At 59.2% G+C, this 21,679-nt stretch carries 18 protein-coding genes; 16 read left to right on the top strand and 2 right to left on the bottom strand.

The features are described from left to right. The first annotated feature begins 115 nt into the window (after positions 1-115). From AC3RLQ_RS29440 to AC3RLQ_RS29390, 11 genes are all read left to right on the top strand, one after another. Positions 116-370, top strand: coding sequence for a hypothetical protein (locus AC3RLQ_RS29440; RefSeq protein ID WP_395730981.1), 255 nt, complete (start codon positions 116-118; stop codon positions 368-370). Between the two features lie 203 nt (positions 371-573). Beyond that, positions 574-750, top strand: coding sequence for a hypothetical protein (locus AC3RLQ_RS29435; RefSeq protein WP_493032338.1), 177 nt, complete (start codon positions 574-576; stop codon positions 748-750). Between the two features lie 160 nt (positions 751-910). Next, positions 911-1,351 carry an Rrf2 family transcriptional regulator gene (locus tag AC3RLQ_RS29430; RefSeq protein WP_493032336.1) on the top strand — a complete coding sequence of 147 codons (441 nt, stop codon included), beginning with the start codon at positions 911-913 and terminating at the stop codon, positions 1,349-1,351. 20 nt (positions 1,352-1,371) lie between these two features. Beyond that, positions 1,372-2,718, top strand: a complete 1,347-nt coding sequence (locus tag AC3RLQ_RS29425) for a hypothetical protein (RefSeq protein ID WP_493032334.1) — start codon at positions 1,372-1,374, stop codon at positions 2,716-2,718. A 47-nt stretch (positions 2,719-2,765) separates the two neighbouring features. Then, entirely contained in the window at positions 2,766-3,167 is a 402-nt protein-coding gene (locus AC3RLQ_RS29420; RefSeq protein WP_493032332.1) for a toxin-antitoxin system YwqK family antitoxin, read from the top strand. Between the two features lie 37 nt (positions 3,168-3,204). Continuing rightward, positions 3,205-3,915, top strand: coding sequence for a TrkA C-terminal domain-containing protein (locus AC3RLQ_RS29415; protein ID WP_493032330.1), 711 nt, complete (start codon positions 3,205-3,207; stop codon positions 3,913-3,915). Beyond that, a complete protein-coding gene (locus tag AC3RLQ_RS29410; RefSeq protein WP_487683786.1) occupies positions 3,912-4,622 on the top strand; it encodes an SDR family oxidoreductase in 711 nt (236 codons plus the stop codon). Before AC3RLQ_RS29415 ends, AC3RLQ_RS29410 begins: the two co-directional genes overlap by 4 nt. 146 nt (positions 4,623-4,768) lie before the next feature. After that, on the top strand, positions 4,769-5,563 hold the full coding sequence (locus AC3RLQ_RS29405; protein WP_493032328.1) for a 3-keto-disaccharide hydrolase: 795 nt from the start codon (positions 4,769-4,771) through the stop codon (positions 5,561-5,563). Between the two features lie 31 nt (positions 5,564-5,594). Next, entirely contained in the window at positions 5,595-6,899 is a 1,305-nt protein-coding gene (locus AC3RLQ_RS29400; protein ID WP_493032326.1) for a M20 metallopeptidase family protein, read from the top strand. A gap of 33 nt (positions 6,900-6,932) precedes the next feature. Further along, positions 6,933-8,864, top strand: a complete 1,932-nt coding sequence (locus tag AC3RLQ_RS29395; protein WP_493032324.1) for an MBL fold metallo-hydrolase — start codon at positions 6,933-6,935, stop codon at positions 8,862-8,864. Continuing rightward, complete coding sequence (locus AC3RLQ_RS29390) at positions 8,861-9,949, top strand: serine hydrolase domain-containing protein (protein ID WP_493032322.1); 1,089 nt, start codon at positions 8,861-8,863, stop codon at positions 9,947-9,949. The genes AC3RLQ_RS29395 and AC3RLQ_RS29390 overlap by 4 nt, the downstream gene beginning before the upstream one ends. Here AC3RLQ_RS29390 and AC3RLQ_RS29385 read toward each other — a convergent pair. Both AC3RLQ_RS29385 and AC3RLQ_RS29380 read right to left on the bottom strand, forming a co-directional pair. Then, entirely contained in the window at positions 9,946-11,535 is a 1,590-nt protein-coding gene (locus tag AC3RLQ_RS29385) for a LamG-like jellyroll fold domain-containing protein (RefSeq protein WP_493032320.1), read from the bottom strand. The two genes, AC3RLQ_RS29390 and AC3RLQ_RS29385, sit on opposite strands and share 4 nt — an antisense overlap. Beyond that, positions 11,528-12,091, bottom strand: a complete 564-nt coding sequence (locus tag AC3RLQ_RS29380) for a sigma-70 family RNA polymerase sigma factor (protein ID WP_493032318.1) — start codon at positions 12,089-12,091, stop codon at positions 11,528-11,530. Before AC3RLQ_RS29380 ends, AC3RLQ_RS29385 begins: the two co-directional genes overlap by 8 nt. Before the next feature lie 126 nt (positions 12,092-12,217). Between AC3RLQ_RS29380 and AC3RLQ_RS29375 the strand changes: the two genes are divergently transcribed. The 5 genes from AC3RLQ_RS29375 to AC3RLQ_RS29355 all read left to right on the top strand — a co-directional run bounded on the left by AC3RLQ_RS29375 (position 12,218) and on the right by AC3RLQ_RS29355 (position 21,679). After that, complete coding sequence (locus AC3RLQ_RS29375; RefSeq protein ID WP_493032316.1) at positions 12,218-15,256, top strand: PSD1 and planctomycete cytochrome C domain-containing protein; 3,039 nt, start codon at positions 12,218-12,220, stop codon at positions 15,254-15,256. A 3-nt stretch (positions 15,257-15,259) separates the two neighbouring features. Continuing rightward, entirely contained in the window at positions 15,260-16,678 is a 1,419-nt protein-coding gene (locus AC3RLQ_RS29370; RefSeq protein WP_493032314.1) for a DUF1501 domain-containing protein, read from the top strand. Further along, positions 16,675-17,613, top strand: coding sequence for a DUF6807 family protein (locus tag AC3RLQ_RS29365; RefSeq protein ID WP_493032312.1), 939 nt, complete (start codon positions 16,675-16,677; stop codon positions 17,611-17,613). Before AC3RLQ_RS29370 ends, AC3RLQ_RS29365 begins: the two co-directional genes overlap by 4 nt. Before the next feature lie 110 nt (positions 17,614-17,723). Continuing rightward, a complete protein-coding gene (locus tag AC3RLQ_RS29360) occupies positions 17,724-20,270 on the top strand; it encodes a DUF7133 domain-containing protein (protein ID WP_493032310.1) in 2,547 nt (848 codons plus the stop codon). Between the two features lie 2 nt (positions 20,271-20,272). Continuing rightward, positions 20,273-21,679 carry a DUF1501 domain-containing protein gene (locus tag AC3RLQ_RS29355; RefSeq protein ID WP_493032308.1) on the top strand — a complete coding sequence of 469 codons (1,407 nt, stop codon included), beginning with the start codon at positions 20,273-20,275 and terminating at the stop codon, positions 21,677-21,679.

The raw sequence follows: 21,679 nt of genomic DNA, 5'->3' as shown, positions 1-21,679 counted from the left end.
CTTTTTTCAAAAACCCCACATTTTTTGATTGTCAGGGGGGGCGGCTTTCGTTTTGAATGACTGCAAATCCGCTCGGTCACTTCCTGACGGAAAGCTAACCACACTCCAACTCAACATGAAATCCATCCTCACCACCCTCGCCGTTCTCGGCCTTTCTGTGTCCGCCTTCGCAGGCTGCGGCAAAACCGAAACCACCAGCGGCAAGCTCAAGTCCGTTAACGCTGACTCCAAGTCCATCGTGATCGACGCCGGCGGCAAAGACGTCACACTCACCCTGACCGCTGCCGTCACCGGCGCTGACAAGCTCGTCGGCAAGAAAGTGACCGCCGTCAGCTCCCACAAGAAAGTGGAATCCCTCAAAGAAGGTTGATTTCCGGTGAGGTGATTCATTCGCCTTTTGAAGCCCGGAAGCGCCCCTTCCGGGCTTTTTCATGCCTGGGAGCAGACCCAAGATCTCAGCGAATTTTTAATTATTCTTGAGATTGCATGAAATAACTTGTTTGTTTTGCCCTCTTAATGCTGCTCAGAGGTCATCCGGCCTTTGCCAGTCACAAGACATACACACCACACACTATGAAATCACTTCTCACTCTTGCACTCGTCTCCACCGGCCTCCTGCTGAGCAGCTGCGCCAACGGCCATTGCGTCTTCGCCAAGAAGAAAGAAAACTGCTCCTCCTGCTGCACTCCTGCCGCCAAGAAGAGCACTGCCGCCTGCTGCGCCACCCACACTCCCGCCAAGAAGAAGTAATTTCTGGCAGATCGGATCTCAAAACCCGGAGGGAACACCTCCGGGTTTTTTTGTCATCGCATTAGACCAATTTTGCTCTCCACTGCGCGTCTCTTGTCGCAGTTTGTTTAAACATGCATGCCATATGCAAGTTTAACCTCATGCACTCGTAAATCGAGGCATGCGACTCAGCCTTTTCTCTGATTACTCCCTGCGCGTGCTCATGTTTGCCGCGCTGAAGGAGGGAACATTTTCCCTCAGCGAAGCCGCTGAAGCCTACGACATCTCTCGGCACCATCTGGTGAAGGTGGTGAACTTCCTTGCCAAGCTCGGTTACCTCGAAACCCGCCGTGGCAGAGGCGGTGGCATCGTTCTGGGCATGCCGCCGGAGGACATCCACGTCGGCATGGTCGTTCGCCGCACGGAGGACACACCTTTCATCGTCGAGTGTTTCGACAAGCAGCACAACACCTGCGCAATCAACGGTTCCTGCCGCCTCAAGGGTGCGCTTGCCCAGGCCGTGAACGCCTTTTACGAAACTCTCGACCGCTACACCCTGCGCGACCTCGTCAACGGTTCCGCAGGCAAAGACATGAAAGCAAGGCTGCTGCCGCAGCAGTGACGAATACCGACTCATCCGCCATGACATCCCCTGCCTCCAAGTCTCCGATGCGCTCAACATTCTTGCCGTTGAGCCTGGCCATTTTGGCTTCGTCACTCCTCACGATCCATGCCGAGGATGAATATGAAAACGCTCCTATCCGCTATTCTGATAGCACACCCAACGACGCTGCTCAGCAGCTCGAAAGCCTGATGGCCGCAGGCAAAGTTAAAATCGACCGCACCGATGCCTGGACCGTTTTGCGCGATGTCATGAAGCAGTTCAACATACCGCAGGAGTCGCAGGTCATGGTCTTCTCCAAGACCAGCAAGCAGAACGACCGCATCAGCCCCCAGACACCACGCGTGGTCTATTTCGGTGACAACGCCTATGTCGGCTACTGTCTTGGTGGCTCGATCGAGGTTGCCACCATTGATCCGAAGCTCGGCCCCATCTTTTACCTGCTCGATCCTTATGAAGTGCCCGCCAAACCCCTGCACTTTCAGCGCGACAACAGCTGCCTGAGCTGCCACGGCGGACCCTTCACCCCCGAGGTGCCCGGCGTCATCGTCCGCTCCGTGTATCCTGGCCCCGAAGGCCATCCCATCATGAGTCAGGGCAGCACCGTCGTCGATACGACAACCCCGTTCTCCGACCGCTGGGGCGGCTGGTATGTCACCGGCAGGCATGGCAGCATCCTGCATCGTGGCAATGTCACAGCCACCGAGAAAAACGATCAGTCCATCGACATCGACTTCAAAGCCGGCGCCAACATCACCGACCTCGCCAAGTTCTTCGATGTCACGCCCTACAAGCGCAAGCAGAGCGACATCGTCGCCCTCATGGTGCTGGAGCATCAGACCAGCGTGCAAAACATCCTCACCAAGGCGAACCACGCCGCCCTGCGTGCCATGCACATGCAGACCAGTCTTCAGCGCGAACTGGGCGAAACCGTCATGAGCGAACCCACCGGCACGGCGCGCCGCATCATTGACCATGCCGCCGAGGACGTCGTCGAAGCCCTGCTCTTCAAAGACGAAGCCGCCCTGCCCGAAGGCGGCATCGAAGGAGATCCCGCCTTTCAGACCGCCTTCACCAAACGCGCCCCGCAGAGCAGCGACGGCCGCAGCCTGAAGGATTTTCAGCTCCTGCATCGCCTGTTCAAGCACCGCTGCAGCTACATGGTCTATTCCCTCACCTTCCAGCACCTGACCGCCCCGCTGAAGCAAACCGTCCTGGCCCGCCTCTGGAACATCCTCGATGGCAAGGACACCTCCGGCCACTTCGACTACCTCACGAACACAGAACGCGGCCACATCCGCCGCATCCTCGCAGAGACACTGCCCGGCGCTCCGGCGGAGTGGAAGAAGGCGCTGGCCTCAAAGTGAGCAGAGCTGCGAGTTGAAAACCCTCGCTCCATCTTCAACCTGCGCGCATGAAACAGCTCCTCACCCTCCTGCTCTGCGCCCTCAGCCTGACTTCCTGCGGAGAAAAACAATCCGCCCCGGTCGAAAAACAGCCGGCAGAAGTCGGCTTCGCTGACAAGGAAGTCGAAATGCTCAACGATGGCAAAGAGGCGACCTACAAGGGCAAGCCCTACACCGGGCTCATCCGTAACAAACACTCGAACGGCAAGACGGCTGGTGAATACCCTTACATCGACGGCAAGATGCACGGCGTGATGAAGGAATGGTGGGAGAATGGCCAGCAGTCCGCAGAAACCAACTTTGACCACGGCCAGCGCCACGGTCTGAACCGCTACTGGGACATGAAGGGCCATCAGACAAAGGAGCAAATCTACGACCACGACAAATCCATCAGCGAGAAGCACCTCTGATCCAGCGTCATTCTGAGGTAATCATTCGTCTTCCTTCATGGTCGCCCCTGTCATCGCACTGTTTATCATTGCCCTCGTCTCGCTGCTGGTGGTGCGGGTGGGTTCAACCGCGCTGATGATGACCGGCATCAGCTGGGATACGGCGAGTTTTCAGGCCTACTCCGCTTTCTTCGGCGTCGGGTTCACCACCAAGGAGACGGAGCTCGTCGTGAACCACCCCGTGCGCCGTCGCATCATCCGTGACCTCATTCTGGCCGGGAATGTGGGTCTGACCTCCGCGCTCGCCACGCTCATTGTCACCCTCTTGCAAAGCAGTTCGGGTGGAGACACCATGCTCATGCTCGGCTGGCTCACCGGCGGACTCATCGTGATGCTTTTCATCAGCCGCCTCACCTGGTTTCAAAAAGTGCTCGACCACCTCATCCAGCGCACCCTTGAGCGCACCGGCATGGTGCATGCGCTTGATTACGAGCTGCTGCTGCGCATCCAGCACGGCTACGTTGTTTCTGAGATTGAGGTGCCGCCGGGAACCTACCTCGCGGGCCGCACCCTTCGTGAGTCACGCCCCTGGGACCGAGGAGTCGTGATCCTCGCCATCAAACGCGATGGCCACACCCACTCCGGCATTCCTGCCCGGGACGATATGATCCTGCCAGGCGATGCACTCACCGCCTACGGCAAAGAATCCGCCATTCAGGCCATGACCCAACCCTTGGAACAACAAGGAACCAAGAACAAAGAACCATGAACCTCACCAACCAAGTCTGCGCCGTCACCGGCGGTGCCAAAGGCATCGGTCTCGCCACTGCCCAGGCCCTCCTCGCTCGCGGTGCGCGTGTGGCTTTGCTTGATCTCGAAAACGTCGCGCTCGATCATCCGCATGCCCTGTCGATCCGCTGTGATGTCTCCCGCGCCGCGGATGTGCAGTCAGCCGTCAATCAAATCACTGAAAGACTCGGCCCCATTGACGTCTGGGTGAACAACGCGGGTCTCGCACGTCATCGGTGGATTCCTGACTACACCGAAGAGGAGATCGACCTCATGCTCGCAGTGAACCTCAAGGGCACCATTCTCGGCTCTCAGGCCGCATTGAAAGCCATGATCCCGCACAAGCGCGGCCACATCATCAACGTCATCTCCACCGCCAGCCTGCGCGGTATTCCGAGTGAGACCGTTTACTGCGCCGCGAAATGGGGCGTGCGCGGCTTCACCCAGGGTCTGGCCGAAGAAGCCGCCGCCCATCGCATCCGCGTCACCGCCATTCTGCCAGGCGGAGTGGACACCGCCTTCTGGGACGACGCCTCGCAGCGCCAGGCACCGAAGCAGCTTTTTCTCAAACCCGAGCACATCGCCAACGGCATTGTGAGCTGCCTTGAAATGGACGATTTCTGCGTTCCCCGTGAGCTCATCCTGCGTTCCCTCGACGACAGCGATTTCTCGGTGAAGCCTGCGTGATCATTGGATACCCGATTGTGCGGCCTTGGCGCACGAAGGGGGCGAACGGCATGTCTGCTGAGCGATGAACCGGCGCAGCACATGCCCGTATGAATTCCTCCCGCCATGCGTTCTCTCAGCATGAATTGAACCTCTGGAGCCATCACATGAACACACTGATCCATTCGCAGGCCTCCCGACGTGATTTCATCAAAACCTCGGCTTTCAGTACCTTGGCCAGCATGATCGCCGCTCGCATATCAGACGGCAAGACGCCGCCATCCGGCGAGGATGGCCAGCGCTTAGGAGGAGAGCTGCCACCCGCAGATTTCATTGCTCTCTTCGATGGACGTACCTGGGCCAATTGGCAGCATGACCCGCATCTCGATGGCGTGTGGGAGATCGCGGACGGCGTCATCCGCCTGCGGACCGACGAACCACCGCGCGTAGCCGGCAAGGACTACAACCTCTCCACCTCAAAGAAATACAAAGACTTCACCCTGATGCTCGACTGGCGGCTCACTGGCAAACCGGTGGTGAAACCGCACCAATGGCTCATGGCCGACGGTCAGTTCCATACCGATGCCGCCGGCAAGGTGATCATGAAGGACAACCTCACCTGGGGCGACAGCGGCGTGTTTCTGCGCGGCGCGCGTTCGGCGCAGATCAACATCTGGTGCCAGCCCTGCGGCAGTGGTGAGGTCGGCACCAAGTTCAAGGACGCGCAGGCCACCAAGGAAGAGCGAATGAAAACCATGCCCAGCGCCCGCGCCGACAAAGGCCCGGGCGAGTGGAATCGCTTCATCATCACGCTGCGTGGAGATCGCGTGGATGTGTCGCTCAACGGCAAAGATGTGATCCAAGGCGCACGCGTGAAGGACATACCAGCCGAAGGACCGATCACCCTGCAAAACCACAAGGACGGGGTGGAGTTCCGCCACATCTTCATCAAGGAGTTGTAGCACTGAGCTTCCTCACCAACACCATGCCCCTATGAAGCTGTTCGTTTCCCTTCTCCTCTTCTCCACAAGCCTGCACGCCGAGGCGCCTCTCGACACCTGCATTGAGGAGCAACGGCCCTCGTTGATCCAGCTTTATGAGCATCTGCATGCGCACCCCGAGCTTTCGTTTCATGAGGAGAAAACGAGCGCACGCATGGCGGATGAAATAAGAAAGGCGGGCTTTGAGGTGACTGAAAAGGTGGGCGGTTTTGGTGTGGTGGCCGTGTTGAAAAACGGGCCGGGGCGAACGGTGCTTGTGCGCACGGATCTGGACGGACTGCCAGTGCGCGAGATCGGCTCTGTTCCTTACGCCAGCAAAACAACCACAAAGGATGACGCGGGCCACGAGGTCTCTGTCATGCATGCCTGCGGACACGACATGCACATGACCTGCTGGATCGGCGTAGCGCGGGCGCTCGCGGCTTCCAAAGATCAATGGAAAGGCACGCTCGTCTTCATCGCACAACCGGCAGAGGAACGCGGCATGGGTGCGCTGGCGATGATCGAGGACGGCCTGTTTCAACGCTTTCCCAAGCCCGATGTCTGCCTGGCACTGCATTGCGATTCAAGTCTCGCAACCGGCACCTTCGGCTTCACCAGCGGTCCGGCCACGGCGAGCACCGACACCGTGGACATCGTCGTGAAAGGCATCGGCGGCCACGGTGCGATGCCAAACTTGACCAAGGACCCCATCGTGCTTGCCTCGCAGATCGTGCTGGCGTTGCAAACGATCGACAGCCGTGAATTGCATCCGGTGGAGCCGGTCGTGATCACGGTGGGCAAGTTCATCGGCGGTACCAAGAGCAACATCATCCCCGACAAAGTCGAACTCGGCCTTTCCGTACGCACCACCAGCCCCGAGACACGCAAACAGGTGCTGGATTCGATTAAACGCATTTGCCGTGGTCTAGGCATCGCCGCCGGACTGCCGGAAAATTTGCTCCCGGAAATTTCTTTGGTCGGCCCCGGCACTCCTTCCGTGCACAACGATCCAGCGCTCACCGCACGCGTGACCCAGGTTTGGGCAGACGCCTTCGGCAAAACCAGCCTCATCGAACGCAAGCCCACGATGGCCGGCGAGGATTTCTCCCGTTATGCAATGACCCCCGAAAAGATCCCCGTCTTCCTCGCCTGGCTCGGCACCGTCGCACCCGAAAAGATCGAGCAAGCGAAAGCCACCGGCGAAATCCTGCCCAGCCTGCACTCCCCGTTTTATCGTCCCGAACCAGCGCCCTCGATCACCTTCGGCGTCAAAGCCATGACTCTCGCGGTGCTGAACGAACTCAATCGAGATTGAAGCGAAGCACCCGTTCGCGCCGTTGATAGTCGCATGATCCGCCTCCTCGCCGCATTCTTCATCCTCCGAAGCCTCGCGCTCGCCGAGTTCCAACAACCGGCGCCTGACGTCTTTCTCTGGCAGGACACCTGCAACATCTATGTGCTGAAGCATGATGACCGCGCCCTGCTCATCAATCTGGGCGATGGCAGTGTGCTGGAGCATCTGGCGGAGATCGGCGTGAAGCAGGTCGAGTGGGTGCTCTTCACCGATCATCATCGCGAGCAATGCCAGGGGGCATTCAAGCTGGATCGTCAGGCAACTCGGATTGCCGTGCCGAAAGATGAGCAGGCTTTCTTCGAAACGCCCAATGATTTTCGCCACTGGAACCCGCGCCTCAGCGATAAATTCACAGTTCATGGTTCCAGCTATCTCCGCCCGCCTGCCAAGCCGGTGAAGGCCGACAAGGGACTCGTGGATGGCGACACCTTCACTTGGCACGGCCTCACACTCACCTGCGTGAGCACCCCGGGCCATTCGCCTGGCGGGATGAGTTTCATGCTTAATCAAGGCGCGCGCACGCTGGCCTTCAGCGGCGGCATCATGCATGACGGTGCTAAAATGACCAACTGGTTCGACACCGAGTGGGACTATGGCTTTGCCAAGGGGCTCGATGCGCTCATCTCCACTGTGGACAAGCTGATCACACTCAAGCCGGACACCGCCTTGGCATCACAGGGCCCGGTCATCGCGAATGCCACGGCGCAATTCCAGACCTACAAGGACCGACTCACCCAGTTCCGTCCGGATTACGTGCGCGGCTATCCCGTTGCATCATTCGGCAAACGTCCGCAGCACCCGGCAACAAAAACCACGAAGGCCCACTACATCGTTCAGGTGACGCCTCACCTCTACATGTTTGGCCCGGAGATGGCGGGGAAGAACTTTGCCATCATCATCGCCGACAGCGGCCACGCTTTGCTGCTGGACTGCGGCCTGTTTCCGAAGCTCGTGCTCGAACGCATCATCAGCGACATGAAGGAGTTTCTGGGACTGAAGCAAATCGATGCCTGCTGGATCTCCCACTCACATGGCGACCACTTCACGCTCTTCCCTGCGCTGAAGGACCATGGTGTGAAATTCTGGACGATGGACACCATCGCCGACAAATGCGAAAACCCGCGCTACTACGACTACCCCGCGATGATCGGCGCCTACAACGCCGGATTTGAACAGGCCAAGATCGACCGCATCCTCAAAGCTGGCGAAGTGATCGAATGGGAAGGCTACAAACTTCACATCGACTGGATGCCCGGCCAGACCGAATTCGGCAACGCTCTCTGGCTGGAGCTTGACGGCAAAAAGATCGTTTTCACCGGAGACAACCTCTTCGGCGATCCTGCTGACCCTGCGCAGAACGGCCACGAATGCGTCAACGCACGCAACAGCGCCATCATCGATGAGGGATACCTCGTCGCCGCCAAGTACCTGCAAAAGCTCCAGCCCGACATCATCATGGGCGCGCACGGTGTGTTGATGACCGAGCCCAAGGCTTTCATCGAACGTTACCACGACTGGGCGCAGCGCATCATCCGCGAATACAAGGAACTGCTGCCTGACGCGAACTATGAGTATCTCTACGATCCCTACTGGGTCAGCGCCTATCCGTATCGTGTGGACTTCCAGAAGCAGACCTCGCAGGAAGTCAGCATCACTGTACGCAATTTCCGCGACACTGTTCAGCGGCATCGCATCGTGCTTCAACTTCCTCCAGGAATCACCGCAGATACCGCCTTCCTCGAAGGCACTATCCCTGCGAAATCACGCCAGAGCTTTAAGATCAAACTCACCGCCGATCCCGCCCAAGTCTCAGCTGGCGTGCAGATGGTGCCAATGGACATCACGCTCGACGGCAGGCATTACGGCCAGCTCTTTGATTTCATCATCCAGGCCAAAGAACCCGCAAAAAAAGAAACTGCTCAATGAACCGCCGCTCCATCCTGACCTTGCTGAGCGGCCTTGCGGCGACGAAAAGCCACAGCACCACACCTGACCGCATGCAATCCGCCGCCCAGCTCCTCCAGCAGCAAGTCGATGCCGGCATTCTCGAATCCGCCGTGCTGCATGTGAGGCAGGGCAAAGACACATTTCAGCAGGCTTTTGGCAAAGCGGGAAATGCAGATGCTGTTTTCCTTCTCGCCTCGATCACGAAAACGATGACAGCAGCGGGCGTGATGGTGCTGGCGGATCGCGGAGAACTGCAGATCTCAGATCCTGCGATGAAATTCATCCCGGAGTTCAACGAAGGTGAACGCAAACAGATCACCATCGAGCAACTGCTTGCGCATACTTCCGGCCTGCCGGATCAACTGGAGAACAACACCCAGCTGCGTTCCCGCCACGCACCCCTCGCAGAATTCGTGCAAGGCGCGATCCGCACGCCGCTGCTGTTCACTCCGGGGACGAAGTATCACTACCAAAGCATGGGCATCCTGCTCGCGGCGGAAATTGTGGAGCGCATCACCAAGACGCCACTGCCGGATTTTCTGGCAAAGGAGGTTTTCACACCGCTCGGCATGACTCACACCGCTCTGGGCCTTGGCCGCTTCAAACTGGCAGACACCATCCGCTGCCAGACGGAACACGCCGCGCCCGAATCCGGCGCGGGAGATCCGCAAGCCGCCTCCTGGGACTGGAACAGCCCCTACTGGCGCAATCTCGCGGCCCCATGGGGTGGTGCGCATGGCTCCGCCGCCGATGTGGCGCGCTTTCTGGAGGCCTTCATGCACCCATCTGCCAAGGTGTTTCGTGAAGAGACGATACGCCTGATGCTGCAAAACCACACCCCGGGCCTCTCCGCCCGTCGAAGCATCGGCTTCGCCTTGGGGCCAGAAGGATTCGGCAAAAGCTGCTCCCAGCAGAGTTTTGGCCACAGCGGGTCGACAGGCACACTCGCCTGGGCCGATCCGGCGACCGACACAACCTGCGTTATCCTCACCTCCCTGCCCTCGCGCATTTCAGCAGAGACGATTTTGCATCCAGTCTCGGATGTGGTTTCACAGGCTCTCTAGCGCGCTGCGTGCTCACGGATTTCATCCGCGCTGAGCACGTGATCATAGACCGCCATTTCAGCCATGCGCCCGATAAACTGGCGGGAGTCGCAATGACCTGCAGCTTCAAAAAGGCGGCCAAAGCGCAGCACGCAGGCAGTGGTTGCTTCATTTCCTTTCAGGGAAGTGTCTCCCACCAGCTTGCCATCGAGGTACATTTCCAAAACATGACCGCGACGCTGGCAGACGAGGTGCTGCCATTGATAAGGCGTGTAAACCGGGGTGCTGTACACATTCACGCCATCCCTGCTGCCGGGAGGCCAGCGGAAAAGAAAGCGCACCCGGCCAGGACGCAGGGCATTGCGTGCATCGCGCCGTGTCAGTTGCAGCAGGGATAGCGTATCATTCTCATCTTCGACGGCATGCATCACCGAAAGCGCACTGTTGTGAAAGGCGGCGCTGGCAAACCAGAGCTCCATCGCAAACTCAGCAGGAGGTGCCCATTCGCCCTCAGCGCGTAGAAATTGCGGTTCGCTGACCGCAGCAAAGGCCAGGCTGCCATCCTGCTGCGTCACCACGTCACCCTGAATGTGCAATGCCTTGGCGCCAGGACCTGCATCAGAGATAAGTCCCTTGGACACCGCCTGACCACGCCAGTAATGCAGCGGCCTTGATTTCAGGATGCGCTGCGGATAATCGGCGCTCAAATTCAGCGATGGAATGCGAAGATCAGGCGCGGCGAGTATTTCACGCGGTTCAACGCCTCGAAAGGCATCTGCCTGAGGATCGAGTTCCGAGGACTGCTGCGCATTCAGCAATCGCGTTCGCCGTGGGCTGCCATCAGGGGAAAGCAGCGCCAGTTCGGCCTGGCCCTGGTACACCATGACCTGTGTCTTGCCGCCATCTTCCACGTTTACACCAAATTCAGTCCCAAGATCCACTACGGCACCGCCGGGCGTTTCGATGGTGAAGCCCTCAGCCCCTTCATTCACCAGGGTGCGAATATTGCCACGCCGGCACGAGATGCGTTCCGGCCCCAGCAGGGTGATGTCCGCAGGACCTTCAATGTGAACACTGACGCCGCTCAGAAACGCCAGCGTGAGTTTGCCGCTGCCAAAGCGCAGATCACCCACGCTGACAAGGCCTCCCGCCTGCGGGGCATTCGTCTGCCTGGCATCCCACCGCACCCCATCCACACGAACCGCCACCGCGAGATGCTCGCGGTTCGGCATGGCAGCCAGAACTGGCTGCGGTGACTTCAACAGCAACAAAACCGCAAATACGGCAGCCAAACAGGCAGCCATGGCCGCGACAGGCCGCCACCACGACGCCACAAAGGGACGCGGCTGCGAGCGAATGGCGTCGAAGATGCGCTCTTCTGAGAAATCATTCCTGGGATTTGTCATTCCCAGTTCATCCTGCAAAGCCAGCCAGCGTGGTTCCGGAGCCTGCACCGCATGCAGCATGGCAAAAGTGCGCAACTCGGTCACAAATTCGGCCCGGAATGCTGCATCCTGACGCAATCGCTGGAGCAGGGCTTCACGGCGTTCGTCCGGCATCTCTTCGCCAAACCATGCGGTGATGATCTCATGCAGGTCTTCAGACATCTTGAACCTCCTTCATCACGCACGCCCGCAGGAGCTGATTGGCGCGATAGTGCAGCTGATAAACGGCACCCGAGGATGTTTGCAGCGCCTCGGCCAGCGCGGAAACCTTGATGCCATCGAGTCCGGCATGCACGACACGCCGCAGCTTGTCCGGCAGCTTTGCAATGCAGCGCAGCAGTGCCGCGATTTGTTCGTGCCTGTCACCCGCGCTTGCCGCATCAAGTTCCTCCCCCATGATTTCCACCACCTCGGCTCGGAACCGGTCCAGCGCGCTCGCACGCCGTTGAGTGCTGCGAAAGTACATCAGCACCTTGTTGCGCGCGATGCCCCGCAGCCATGCACCCACGTCATCTCCACGCCGGAAACTGTGCAAGGAACGATAGGCAGCGATGAAGGTTTCCTGCGCAAGGTCATCCACATCTCCGCTGTTGAAGACCTGGGCACCGATGTAGCTGCGCAGCATCAGTCCATGCGCCTGCACCACCTGCATGAACGCGGCGGAGTCTCCGCGCGCCACGGCATCGAACACGGCATCCAGTTGGGACAATTCTGTCATTCCTCCACAGTTTGCCGCATGAGACGAAATCTCACACAAAAACAATTTCCTGTGAGATACCCGTGTTTGCGGCAAATCAGGCGTCAATATCGCGTTCTATGGGCGCGTATTCCTTTCCGACCGTTTATGACTAAACCAACCTGTCTTCTTCTGCTTGCAACACTGGGCCTCCATGCCGCGGAGCCGCCGGTCCCGGCCAAGATCGAGTTCAATCGCGATGTGCAGCCGATCCTGTCGGACAACTGCTTCTACTGCCATGGCAACGATCCCAAGCACCGGGAGGCGGATCTGCGGCTGGACATCCGCGACGAGGCCGTGAAAGCGGAGGCGTTCATTCCCGGCAAGGCGGCGAAGAGCGAACTCGTCTCGCGCATCTTCACCGCTGACGCGGACGACCTCATGCCGCCGCCGGATTCTCACAAGAAGCTCACGCAGCGGCAAAAAGAAATCCTCAAGAAGTGGATCGATCAGGGCGCTGCCTATCAGCAGCACTGGTCTTATGAGAAACCGGTGAAGGCAGCAATCCCGGCCGGCAAGAATGGCGTGGACGTGCTGGTTCAGCAGCGCCTCGCGCAGATCGGCCTCAAGGCCTCACCACAGGCTGACGCTCGGACTTTGATCCGCCGACTTTACCTGGATCTGATCGGCATGCCGCCCAAGCCGGAGGAGGTGGCAGCCTTTGAAAAAGACTCATCTCCTACCGCTTATGCAAAGCTGGTCGAAAGCCTGCTCAAAAACCCACACTACGGCGAGCGCATGGCCATCGGCTGGCTCGATGTCGTGCGCTTTGCCGACACCATCGGCTACCACAGCGACAATCCCCACAACGTGTGGCCTTACCGCGACTACGTCATCCAGTCCTTCAACAGCAACAAACACTTCGACCGCTTCACCCTCGAACAAATCGCCGGCGATCTCCTGCCAGATGCCACTCAAGAGACGCGAGTCGGCTCCGCATTCAATCGGTTGCTGCTATCCACTGAAGAAGGCGGAGCACAGGCCAAGGACTATGAACAGCGCATGCTCACAGACCGCGTCCGCGCCGTGGGCAATGCTTGGATCGGTCAGACCACCGGCTGTTGTCAGTGCCACGATCACAAATTCGATCCTTGGACTCAGCGTGACTTCTACTCCCTGGGCGCTTTCTTCGCCGACATCAAGGAGCCGATTCTCGGCCGTCGCGAACCCGGCATGCTGGTGCTCGATGAAGCGGGACAGAAACGCCAGGCCGACATCGCGCAGCGCTTGGCCGCACTGCAGGCCGAATTTGCCAAACCGCGTCCCGAGCTCGCCCCAGCCCAGGCAGAATGGGAAAAGCAGGCGCTGGAGGCCGTGACCGCCAGCGGAATGTGGCAGCCATTGAAGCAAATCACGGCGTCATCAACCAAGAAAAACGTGGCTCTCAAAGCCGACAAAGAAGGCGTGGTGCGCGGCACCATCGACGCCAAACGCAACGAGCGGAAGCAGAACGACGGTACCGACACCTACACTCTCACCACCAAGCTGCCGCTGGGCACCACAGGCATCCGCATTGAAGCACTCAAGGAAAAGCTGCCCGGCATCGGCCTCGCCTCGAATGGCAACTTCGTCCTTAGCGAAGTCACTCTTACAAGCGGAAAGAACAAGATCCCCGTCGCCTTTGCCAGCGCCACATTTGAGCAAAGAACCTTTCCCGCCGCCGCCTCTATTGATGGCATCGCTGACAAGAAAGAAAATGGCTGGGGTGTGCTGGGTGCCACAGGGGCCGATCAGTCGCTCTACCTCGAACTCGCCGCACCTGTCACAGAAGCCAATGCCGCAGTCACATTGACACTCACCTTTGGCTGGGGAGAAAATCATGAGATCGCCAATGTGCGTCTCAGCAGCACCATTGCACCCAAGCCCATCCGTGCGCCCGGCACCTCCCTGCCAGCCGCAGAAATTGCCGGCATAATCAAGACAGCGCAGAACAAGCGCACCCCTGAGCAAAAGCAGAAACTCAACGCCGCCTACAAGCAGATCGCCCCCGAACTCAACGACCTCCGCACCAAGATCGCCACGGTCGAAAAGGAGAAGGCGGATTTCGAAAGCAGTGCACCCAAATGTATCGTCTCAATCAGCGACACCAACAAGCGCACCGTGCGCATCCTGCCGCGTGGCAACTGGATGGATGAAAGCGGTGAAGTCGTGAAGGCCGCCCTGCCCGGCTACCTGCCAAAGCCCAAAATCGAAGGTCGTGATCTCACCCGCCTCGATCTCGCCCAGTGGCTCGTTTCCAAGGAAAATCCGCTCACCGCCCGCACGGTGATGAACCGCCTGTGGAAACAGTTCTTCGGCACCGGTTTGAGCAAGGTGCTCGACGATCTCGGCGCACAGGGCGAGCCGCCGGTGAACCCCGCGCTGCTCGACTGGCTGGCCTGCGAATTCATGGACAGCGGCTGGGACATGCAGCACATGATCCGCATTATCGTCAACAGCGCGACTTACCAGCAGGTCTCCACCTCCACGAAGGAACTCACCGCCGCCGATCCCTACAACCGCGAGTGTGCACGCCAGAGCCCCTTCCGCCTTGATGCCGAACTCGTGCGTGACAATGCGCTCACCATCTCTGGCCTGCTCGTCCCTAAAATCGGTGGCCCGAGCGTGAAGCCCTACCAGCCCGCCAAATACTGGGAAAACCTGAACTTCCCCACGCGCGAATGGCAGAATGACAGCGGCGAGGGATTGTATCGGCGCGGCATCTACACTTGGTGGCAGCGCAGCTTCACGCATCCGTCCATGCTCGCCTTCGACGCGCCAAGTCGTGAGGAATGTGTGGCCGAGCGCAACCGCTCCAACATCCCGCAGCAGGCCCTCGTGCTGTTGAACGACCCGACTTACGTCGAAGCCGCCCGCGTCTTTGGTGCCCGCATTCTGACCGAATCAAACGGCGATGCCAGCCAGCGCATCACCTGGGCCGTTCAGCAGGCCTTGCAGCGCAAGCCAAGTGCGGAAGAACTCAAGACGCTTTCCTCCTTGTTCACCCAGCAGCTCGCCGATTACCAAAAAGATCCAGCTGCGGCGATGGAACTGCTCAAAACCGGTGCAGCGCCAGTCTCACCCAATTTGAATTCAAGCGAGCTCGCTGCGTGGACACACGTTGCGCGCGTGATTTTGAACCTGCACGAAACCATCACGAGGAGCTGAGCCATGAATTCAACCTCCGCTCAAACCCGCCGCGCCTTTCTCGGCCGTACGACACAAGGCCTCGGCAGCGTGGCTCTGGCATCGCTTTTGCAGCCACAGCTTTTGAATGCAGCATCTCGCGGTGTTCTCGGCCCATTGCCACTGCCACAAAAAGCCAAGCGCGTCATCTGGCTCACCATGGCTGGCGGCCCCTCGCAGTTGGAGCTCTTCGACTACAAACCGAAGCTGGCGGAGATGGATGGCAAGCCAATGCCGGAGTCGTTCACGAAAGGGCAGCAGCTTGCGCAACTCCAAGGGCAGAAACTCGTGTGCAAAGGACCAATGTTCCGTTTTCATAAGTATGGCAAATGCCAGACGGAGCTTTCGGAACTTTTGCCGCACATCGGCGGAGTCGCAGATGACATCTGCCTTGTGCGCTCGATGACGACAGACGCGATCAATCACGATCCGGCGCACATGTTCATGAACACCGGTTCGCAGATCGCCGGACGTCCCAGCATGGGCTCCTGGGTGACCTACGGTCTCGGATGCGAGGCGGATGATCTTCCCGGCTTCGTCGTGATGATGTCCACCGGCAAAGGACGCAATCCGCAGCCCATTGCCGCACGGCAGTGGAACAGCGGCTTCCTGCCTTCCAAGTATCAGGGCGTGCAGCTGCGCTCTCTCGGCGATCCCGTACTCTACCTCACCAGCCCAAACGGCGTCACACGTGAGCGCCAGGGTCGCGATTTCGCCGCCATCAATGCGCTCAACAAACAGCACTCCGCACTCTGCGATGATCCCGAAATCGCCACCCGCATTGCCCAATACGAAATGGCATTCCAAATGCAGGCAAGCGTGCCTGAGCTGATGGACATCCGCGATGAAGGCGCCAAAACACTCGAACTCTACGGCTGCCAGCCCGGTGATGGCTCCTTCGCCTCGAACTGCCTTCTCGCACGCCGCCTCGCCGAGCGCGGCACACGGTTCATCCAGCTCTACCATCGTGACTGGGATCACCACAGCCTGCTGAAGGAAGAACTGCCGCTGCGTGCCAAAGAAGTGGACCGGGCCTGCGCGGCGCTGATCAAAGATCTCAAACAGCGCGGCATGTTTGATGACACGCTCATCGTCTTCAGCGGTGAATTCGGCCGCACGCCCATGGCGCAAGGAAACAAAGGCCCCATCGGCCGGGATCATCACAACAAGGCCATGTCCATGTGGCTCGCCGGTGCGGGCATCCAGCGCGGCGTCACCTTCGGCAGCACCGATGACCTCGGCTATGCCGCGCAGGAAAACATCACCACCGTTCACGACCTTCACGCCACGATGCTCCACCAGTTCGGCATCCAGCACGACGCCTTCAGTTTCAAATTTCAAGGCCTCGACGCCAGGCTCTCCGGCGTCGAAGGTGCCAAAGTCATTCAAAAAATTCTCGCATGAAATCCACCGCCCTCATCCTTTTCGCTCTAGCAGTCAACGCCGCCGCCTTCGACATCACGGTCGCGGAAAAAGACCACGTCGATATTTCAAACGGCGGCAAAGTCCTCGCCCGGCTCATGATGGCAAATGATCTGAGCACGCCCGAGAAACATCACGAAACCTACAAGCCCTATCTGCACGTCTTTGATGCCAGCGGAGCCACTCGACTCACCAAAGGTCCGGGCTTCAACTTCACCCATCATCGCGGCATCTTCCTCGGCTTCAGCAAGATCAGCCACGGTGGTAAATCCTACGACCGCTGGCACATGAAAGGCGGCGATCAGGTCGTGACGAAAGTCGAACCCAGCGACTCCAGCTTCACTGCCTCCATCGACTGGCAAGGAGAAACCAAAGATGCGTTTTTGACGGAAGAACGCCGCTTCACCTTCTCCACCCCCGCGAAGCCGTTCTATCTCGGCATCGACATGACCAGCGCCATCAAGCCCGTCAGCGGTGAAGCCGAGATGAGTGGCGATCCTGAACACGCCGGCGCGCAGTTCCGCCCCTCCGAACTGGTGGACACCAAAACGACGACCTACATCTTCCCCGGTGAAAACATTGACGCGCACAAGGTCAGGGACCTGCCATGGGCCGCCGAGGTCTTCACCGTAGAAGGCAAGACCTTCACCGTCGTGATTCTCAATCATCCCGACAATCCCAAGGATACCGCCACCTCCGCCTATCGTGATTACGGTCGCTTCGGCATGTTCCCGAAAGGCAAAGCCAGCGCCGAAACCCCCTTCAAACTACACTACCAATGGCTCGTCGCGGAAGGTGATGTGCGCGATGCCGCCGTGCTTCAGCAGTCATGGAATTCCTTTGCAGGCAAGAACGAGCCCGTGCCAGTGCTCACCATCAAAGGCTCTGAGCAGCCGAAGCCGAAAAAGGAGAAATGAGGCAAAAACCACGACGCCAGAAATACCAACTTTGGTCATTGAGCGACTAGGATTTCGCCCGGCATATGGTTTGGTGATTACCCCCCCTCAAACCAAAAAACCGCACCTCAATGCCTCCCCAAAGGTTCCCCTCATTTATCCTGCGTTCGTCGCTGTTTATCCTAGCGTCGTCGTTCCTGCCTTCTGCACAGGCCGTTCATCAAAAAAACGCCGGACCCGAGAAGGTCGAACTGAAGTTCAAGCTGCCACCGCCTGCTCCATTGTCTCCAGAGGAGGCCATGAAGACCTTCAAACTCGAAAAAGGTTTCCACATCGAACTCGTCGCCAGCGAGCCGATGATCGAATCGCCGGTGGCGATGAGCTTTGATGAGCAGGGACGGCTCTACGTCGTCGAAATGCGCGGCTACATGCATGACCTTGAGGGCGGCGGCGAAAAAGAACCCACCGGTCGTGTTTCACTGCTCGAAGACACCGATGGCGATGGCCGCATGGACAAAGCGACGCCGTTTCTCGACAACCTCGTCATGCCCCGCGCCGTGCTGGCCGTGAATGGCGGAGCCTTGATCGCCGTGCCGCCGAATCTGTATTTCTGCAAAGACACCGACGGTGATGGCAAAGCCAATGTAAAAGATGTCGTTGCAACCGACTTCGGCACCCTCGGCGGTCAGCCGGAGCACATGGCCAACACTCCCATCTGGGCCATGGACAATGCCATCTGGAGCGCGGGTTACTCCACCCGTTTCAAACTGCGCGGTGGCGTGTGGCAAAAGGACACCGGCCTTGGTCGCGGCCAGTGGGGCCTATGCCAGGACGACTTCGGCCGCCTCTACTTCAACTACAACTCCGACATGCTCCGTGCCGACCTCCTGCCCACGGAGGCTTTCACCCGCAACCCGCTGCTGCGCAACGCAACGAGCATCAATGCCAAAGTGGCTGCGGATCAGACGCTCTACCCTTCCCATCCCACCCCAGGAGTGAATCGTGGTTACGAGGCGAAATCACTTCGCTCCGACGGCACCCTGCCAAAACCGACTGGCACCTGCGGAGCACTGATCTATCGCGGCGATGCTTTTCCCGCCGCCTACTGCGGCAACGCCTTCGTGCCTGAGCCCTGCGCGAATCTGGTGAAGCGATTCACGATGAGCGAAACGGACGGCATCGTGAAGGCCACCAACACAGCCAAGACCACCGAATTTCTCACTTCCACCGACGAGCGCTTCCGCCCCGTGCAGGCCGCCAATGGCCCCGATGGCGCGCTTTACCTCGTGGACATGTATCGCGGCATCATCCAGCACCAGAGCTTCCTTACCCACTACCTCATCGCGAACATCAAGGATCGCAAACTGGAAACCCCGTTCAATCAGGGTCGCATCTGGCGCATTGTGCCAGACTCAAAAGAGCGCCCGCAGCCGGTGAAAGTGAGCAAAGACGTAAGCCTGCTCACCCATGCCAATGGCTGGGTGCGCGATACCGCACAGCGCCTCATCGTCGAATCTAGTGATGCCTCCGCCGTGCCCGCGCTGAAGGAGATGCTCACCCACAAATCAGCGCTCGTTCGCCTTCACGCGCTCTGGACTCTCGATGGTCTGGCAGCCCTCACTCCTGATCTGCTGCGCGCCACATTGGCCGACAAAGACGCTCAGGTGCGCGCTGCAGCGGTCCGTATTTCCGCACGTGACTTGGCCCCGGATTTAATCGCACTCACTGCGGAACAAGACGCGCTCGTCCTCGCCCATCTCACCATCAAGCTCACCTCATTCAATCTGCCGGATGCCGATACCGCCGTTGCAAAACTGCTCGCGAGCAACGGCAAAAACATTTTGGTCCGTGAAGGTGCCATGACAGGCATGCGCGGCAGAGAGGCGGCCTTTGCCAAACTCATGGCCAGCCAGCTCACCAAAGACAACAGCTCGCAGATCATTCCCGTGATGGAGGCCCTCGGCTCGCTCCTGGCCCAGGCTGGCAAAGCAGGACCATTTGAAGACATGCTCGAACTCGCTGCCACACAGCCTCAGGGCGGCGCGATGCAGATGGCCGTCATCAAAGGACTCGCCAGCAATGGTGGCGACCCCAAATCCAAAACGCCCGCCAAGCTGCTCTGGCTCGACGCCGAACCTGCATCCTTGAAAACACTCAAGTCTGTGATGAGCGACAAGACGGGAGCCAAGCTGTTTGCGAGTGTCGAGGCGCGTCTCGCATGGCCCGGCAAACCGGGCGCTCCACCGCCACCCAAAATCGTGCCGCTAAACGAGGCGCAGACAGCCTTGTTTGAGAAAGGCAAAACCGTCTATGCCACCCTATGCGCCGCCTGCCATCAGCCGCACGGCTTCGGCCTTGATGGCCTCGCGCCACCGCTGGTGGACAGCGAATGGGTGCTGGGCAAGCCGGAGATTCTCACACGCATCGTCCTCCACGGACTCGCCGGCCCGATGAAGGTTGGCGGGCGCAGTTTCAACCTCGCCATGCCGCCGCTGCCACAGCTCACCGACGAAGACATTGCCGGCGTGCTGACCTACATCCGCCGTGAATGGGAGCACAACGGCTCGCCGGTTGAAATCAAATCCGTCACCACCCTGCGCGCACAAAACAAGGCCCGCATGGCGATGTGGACGGAAGAAGAATTGAAAAATCTCGGCAAGAAACCGAGTTCCAAATAACCATGCACTCATCACCACTGCTCCAACGTCGCGCTTTCCTCGGCAAAACTTCTCAGGGACTCGGAGCAGTGGCGCTTGCATCACTGCTGCAGCCAGCCCATGCCGCACCGGTGCGCGGCGTGCTGGGCACACTGCCCCTCCCCCAGAAGGCGAAGCGGGTGATCTGGCTCACCATGGCGGGTGGCCCCTCGCATCTGGAGACGTTTGATCCCAAACCGAAGCTTGCCGAAATGAACGGCAAGCCGATGCCCGAATCGTTCACGAAGGGGCAGCAGCTCGCTCAGCTGCAGGGCAAGCCGTTGAATTGTTTCGGGCCGCAGCACCCTTTCGCCAAATTTGGGAAGAACCAGATCGAGATCTGCTCCCTGTTTCCCCAGATTGGCAGCGTGATCGACGACATCTGCCTGATCCGCTCGATGACCACGGACGCGATCAATCATGATCCGGCGCACATGTTCATGAACACCGGCTCGCAGATCGCTGGCCGCCCCAGCATGGGCTCATGGATCACCTACGGGCTCGGCACCGAGGCCTCGGATCTGCCGGGCTTCGTTGTTCTGACATCCCTCGGCAAAGGCGGCCAGAACCAGCCCATCGCCGCACGGCAGTGGAGCAGCGGCTTTTTGCCATCGAAATACCAAGGCGTGCAACTGCGCGCCCAGGGCGATCCCGTGCTGTATCTCACCAATCCGAATGGCATCACGCGCGATCAGCAAGGCCGCGACGTGGCGGCAATCAACGCGATCAACAAGCAGCACGACGCACTTGTGGACGACCCTGAAATCGCCACGCGCATTGCCCAATACGAGATGGCCTTTCAAATGCAGGCCAGCGTGCCCGATTTGATGGACGTGAGCGCTGAAGGCGCGAAGACGCTGGAGCTTTACGGCTGCCAGCCCGGCGATGGCTCCTTCGCATCCAACTGCCTTCTCGCACGCCGTCTCGCCGAACGCGGCACGCGCTTTATCCAGCTCTATCACAAGGACTGGGACCATCATGGCGGCGTCAAAGAGGGCATCGCGCTCAAAGCGCAGGAAATAGACCGCGCGTGCATGGCACTCATCACCGACCTCAAGCAACGCGGCATGCTGGACGAGACCCTAATCGTCTGGGCTGGAGAATTTGGCCGCACCCCGATGTCACAGGGCGGCAGCGGTCGCGACCATCACAACAAAGCCATGTCCGTGTGGCTGGCAGGTGCAGGCATTCAGGGCGGCATCGTTCATGGAGCCACTGACGATCTCGGCTATGCCGCCATCGAAAAAATCACCACCGTCCACGATCTGCATGCCACCATGCTGCATCAGCTCGGCATCAATCACGACGCCTTCAGCTTCAAGTTCCAGGGACTGGATGCACGACTGAGCGGCGTGGAAGGTGCCAAAGTGATCAAGGACATCCTCGCGTGA

Source organism: Prosthecobacter sp. GW821-HT29F12 (assembly GCF_058803405.1).
Note: the sequence above shows the minus strand (reverse complement) of the source record. Positions and strands in the feature narration are given on the sequence as shown.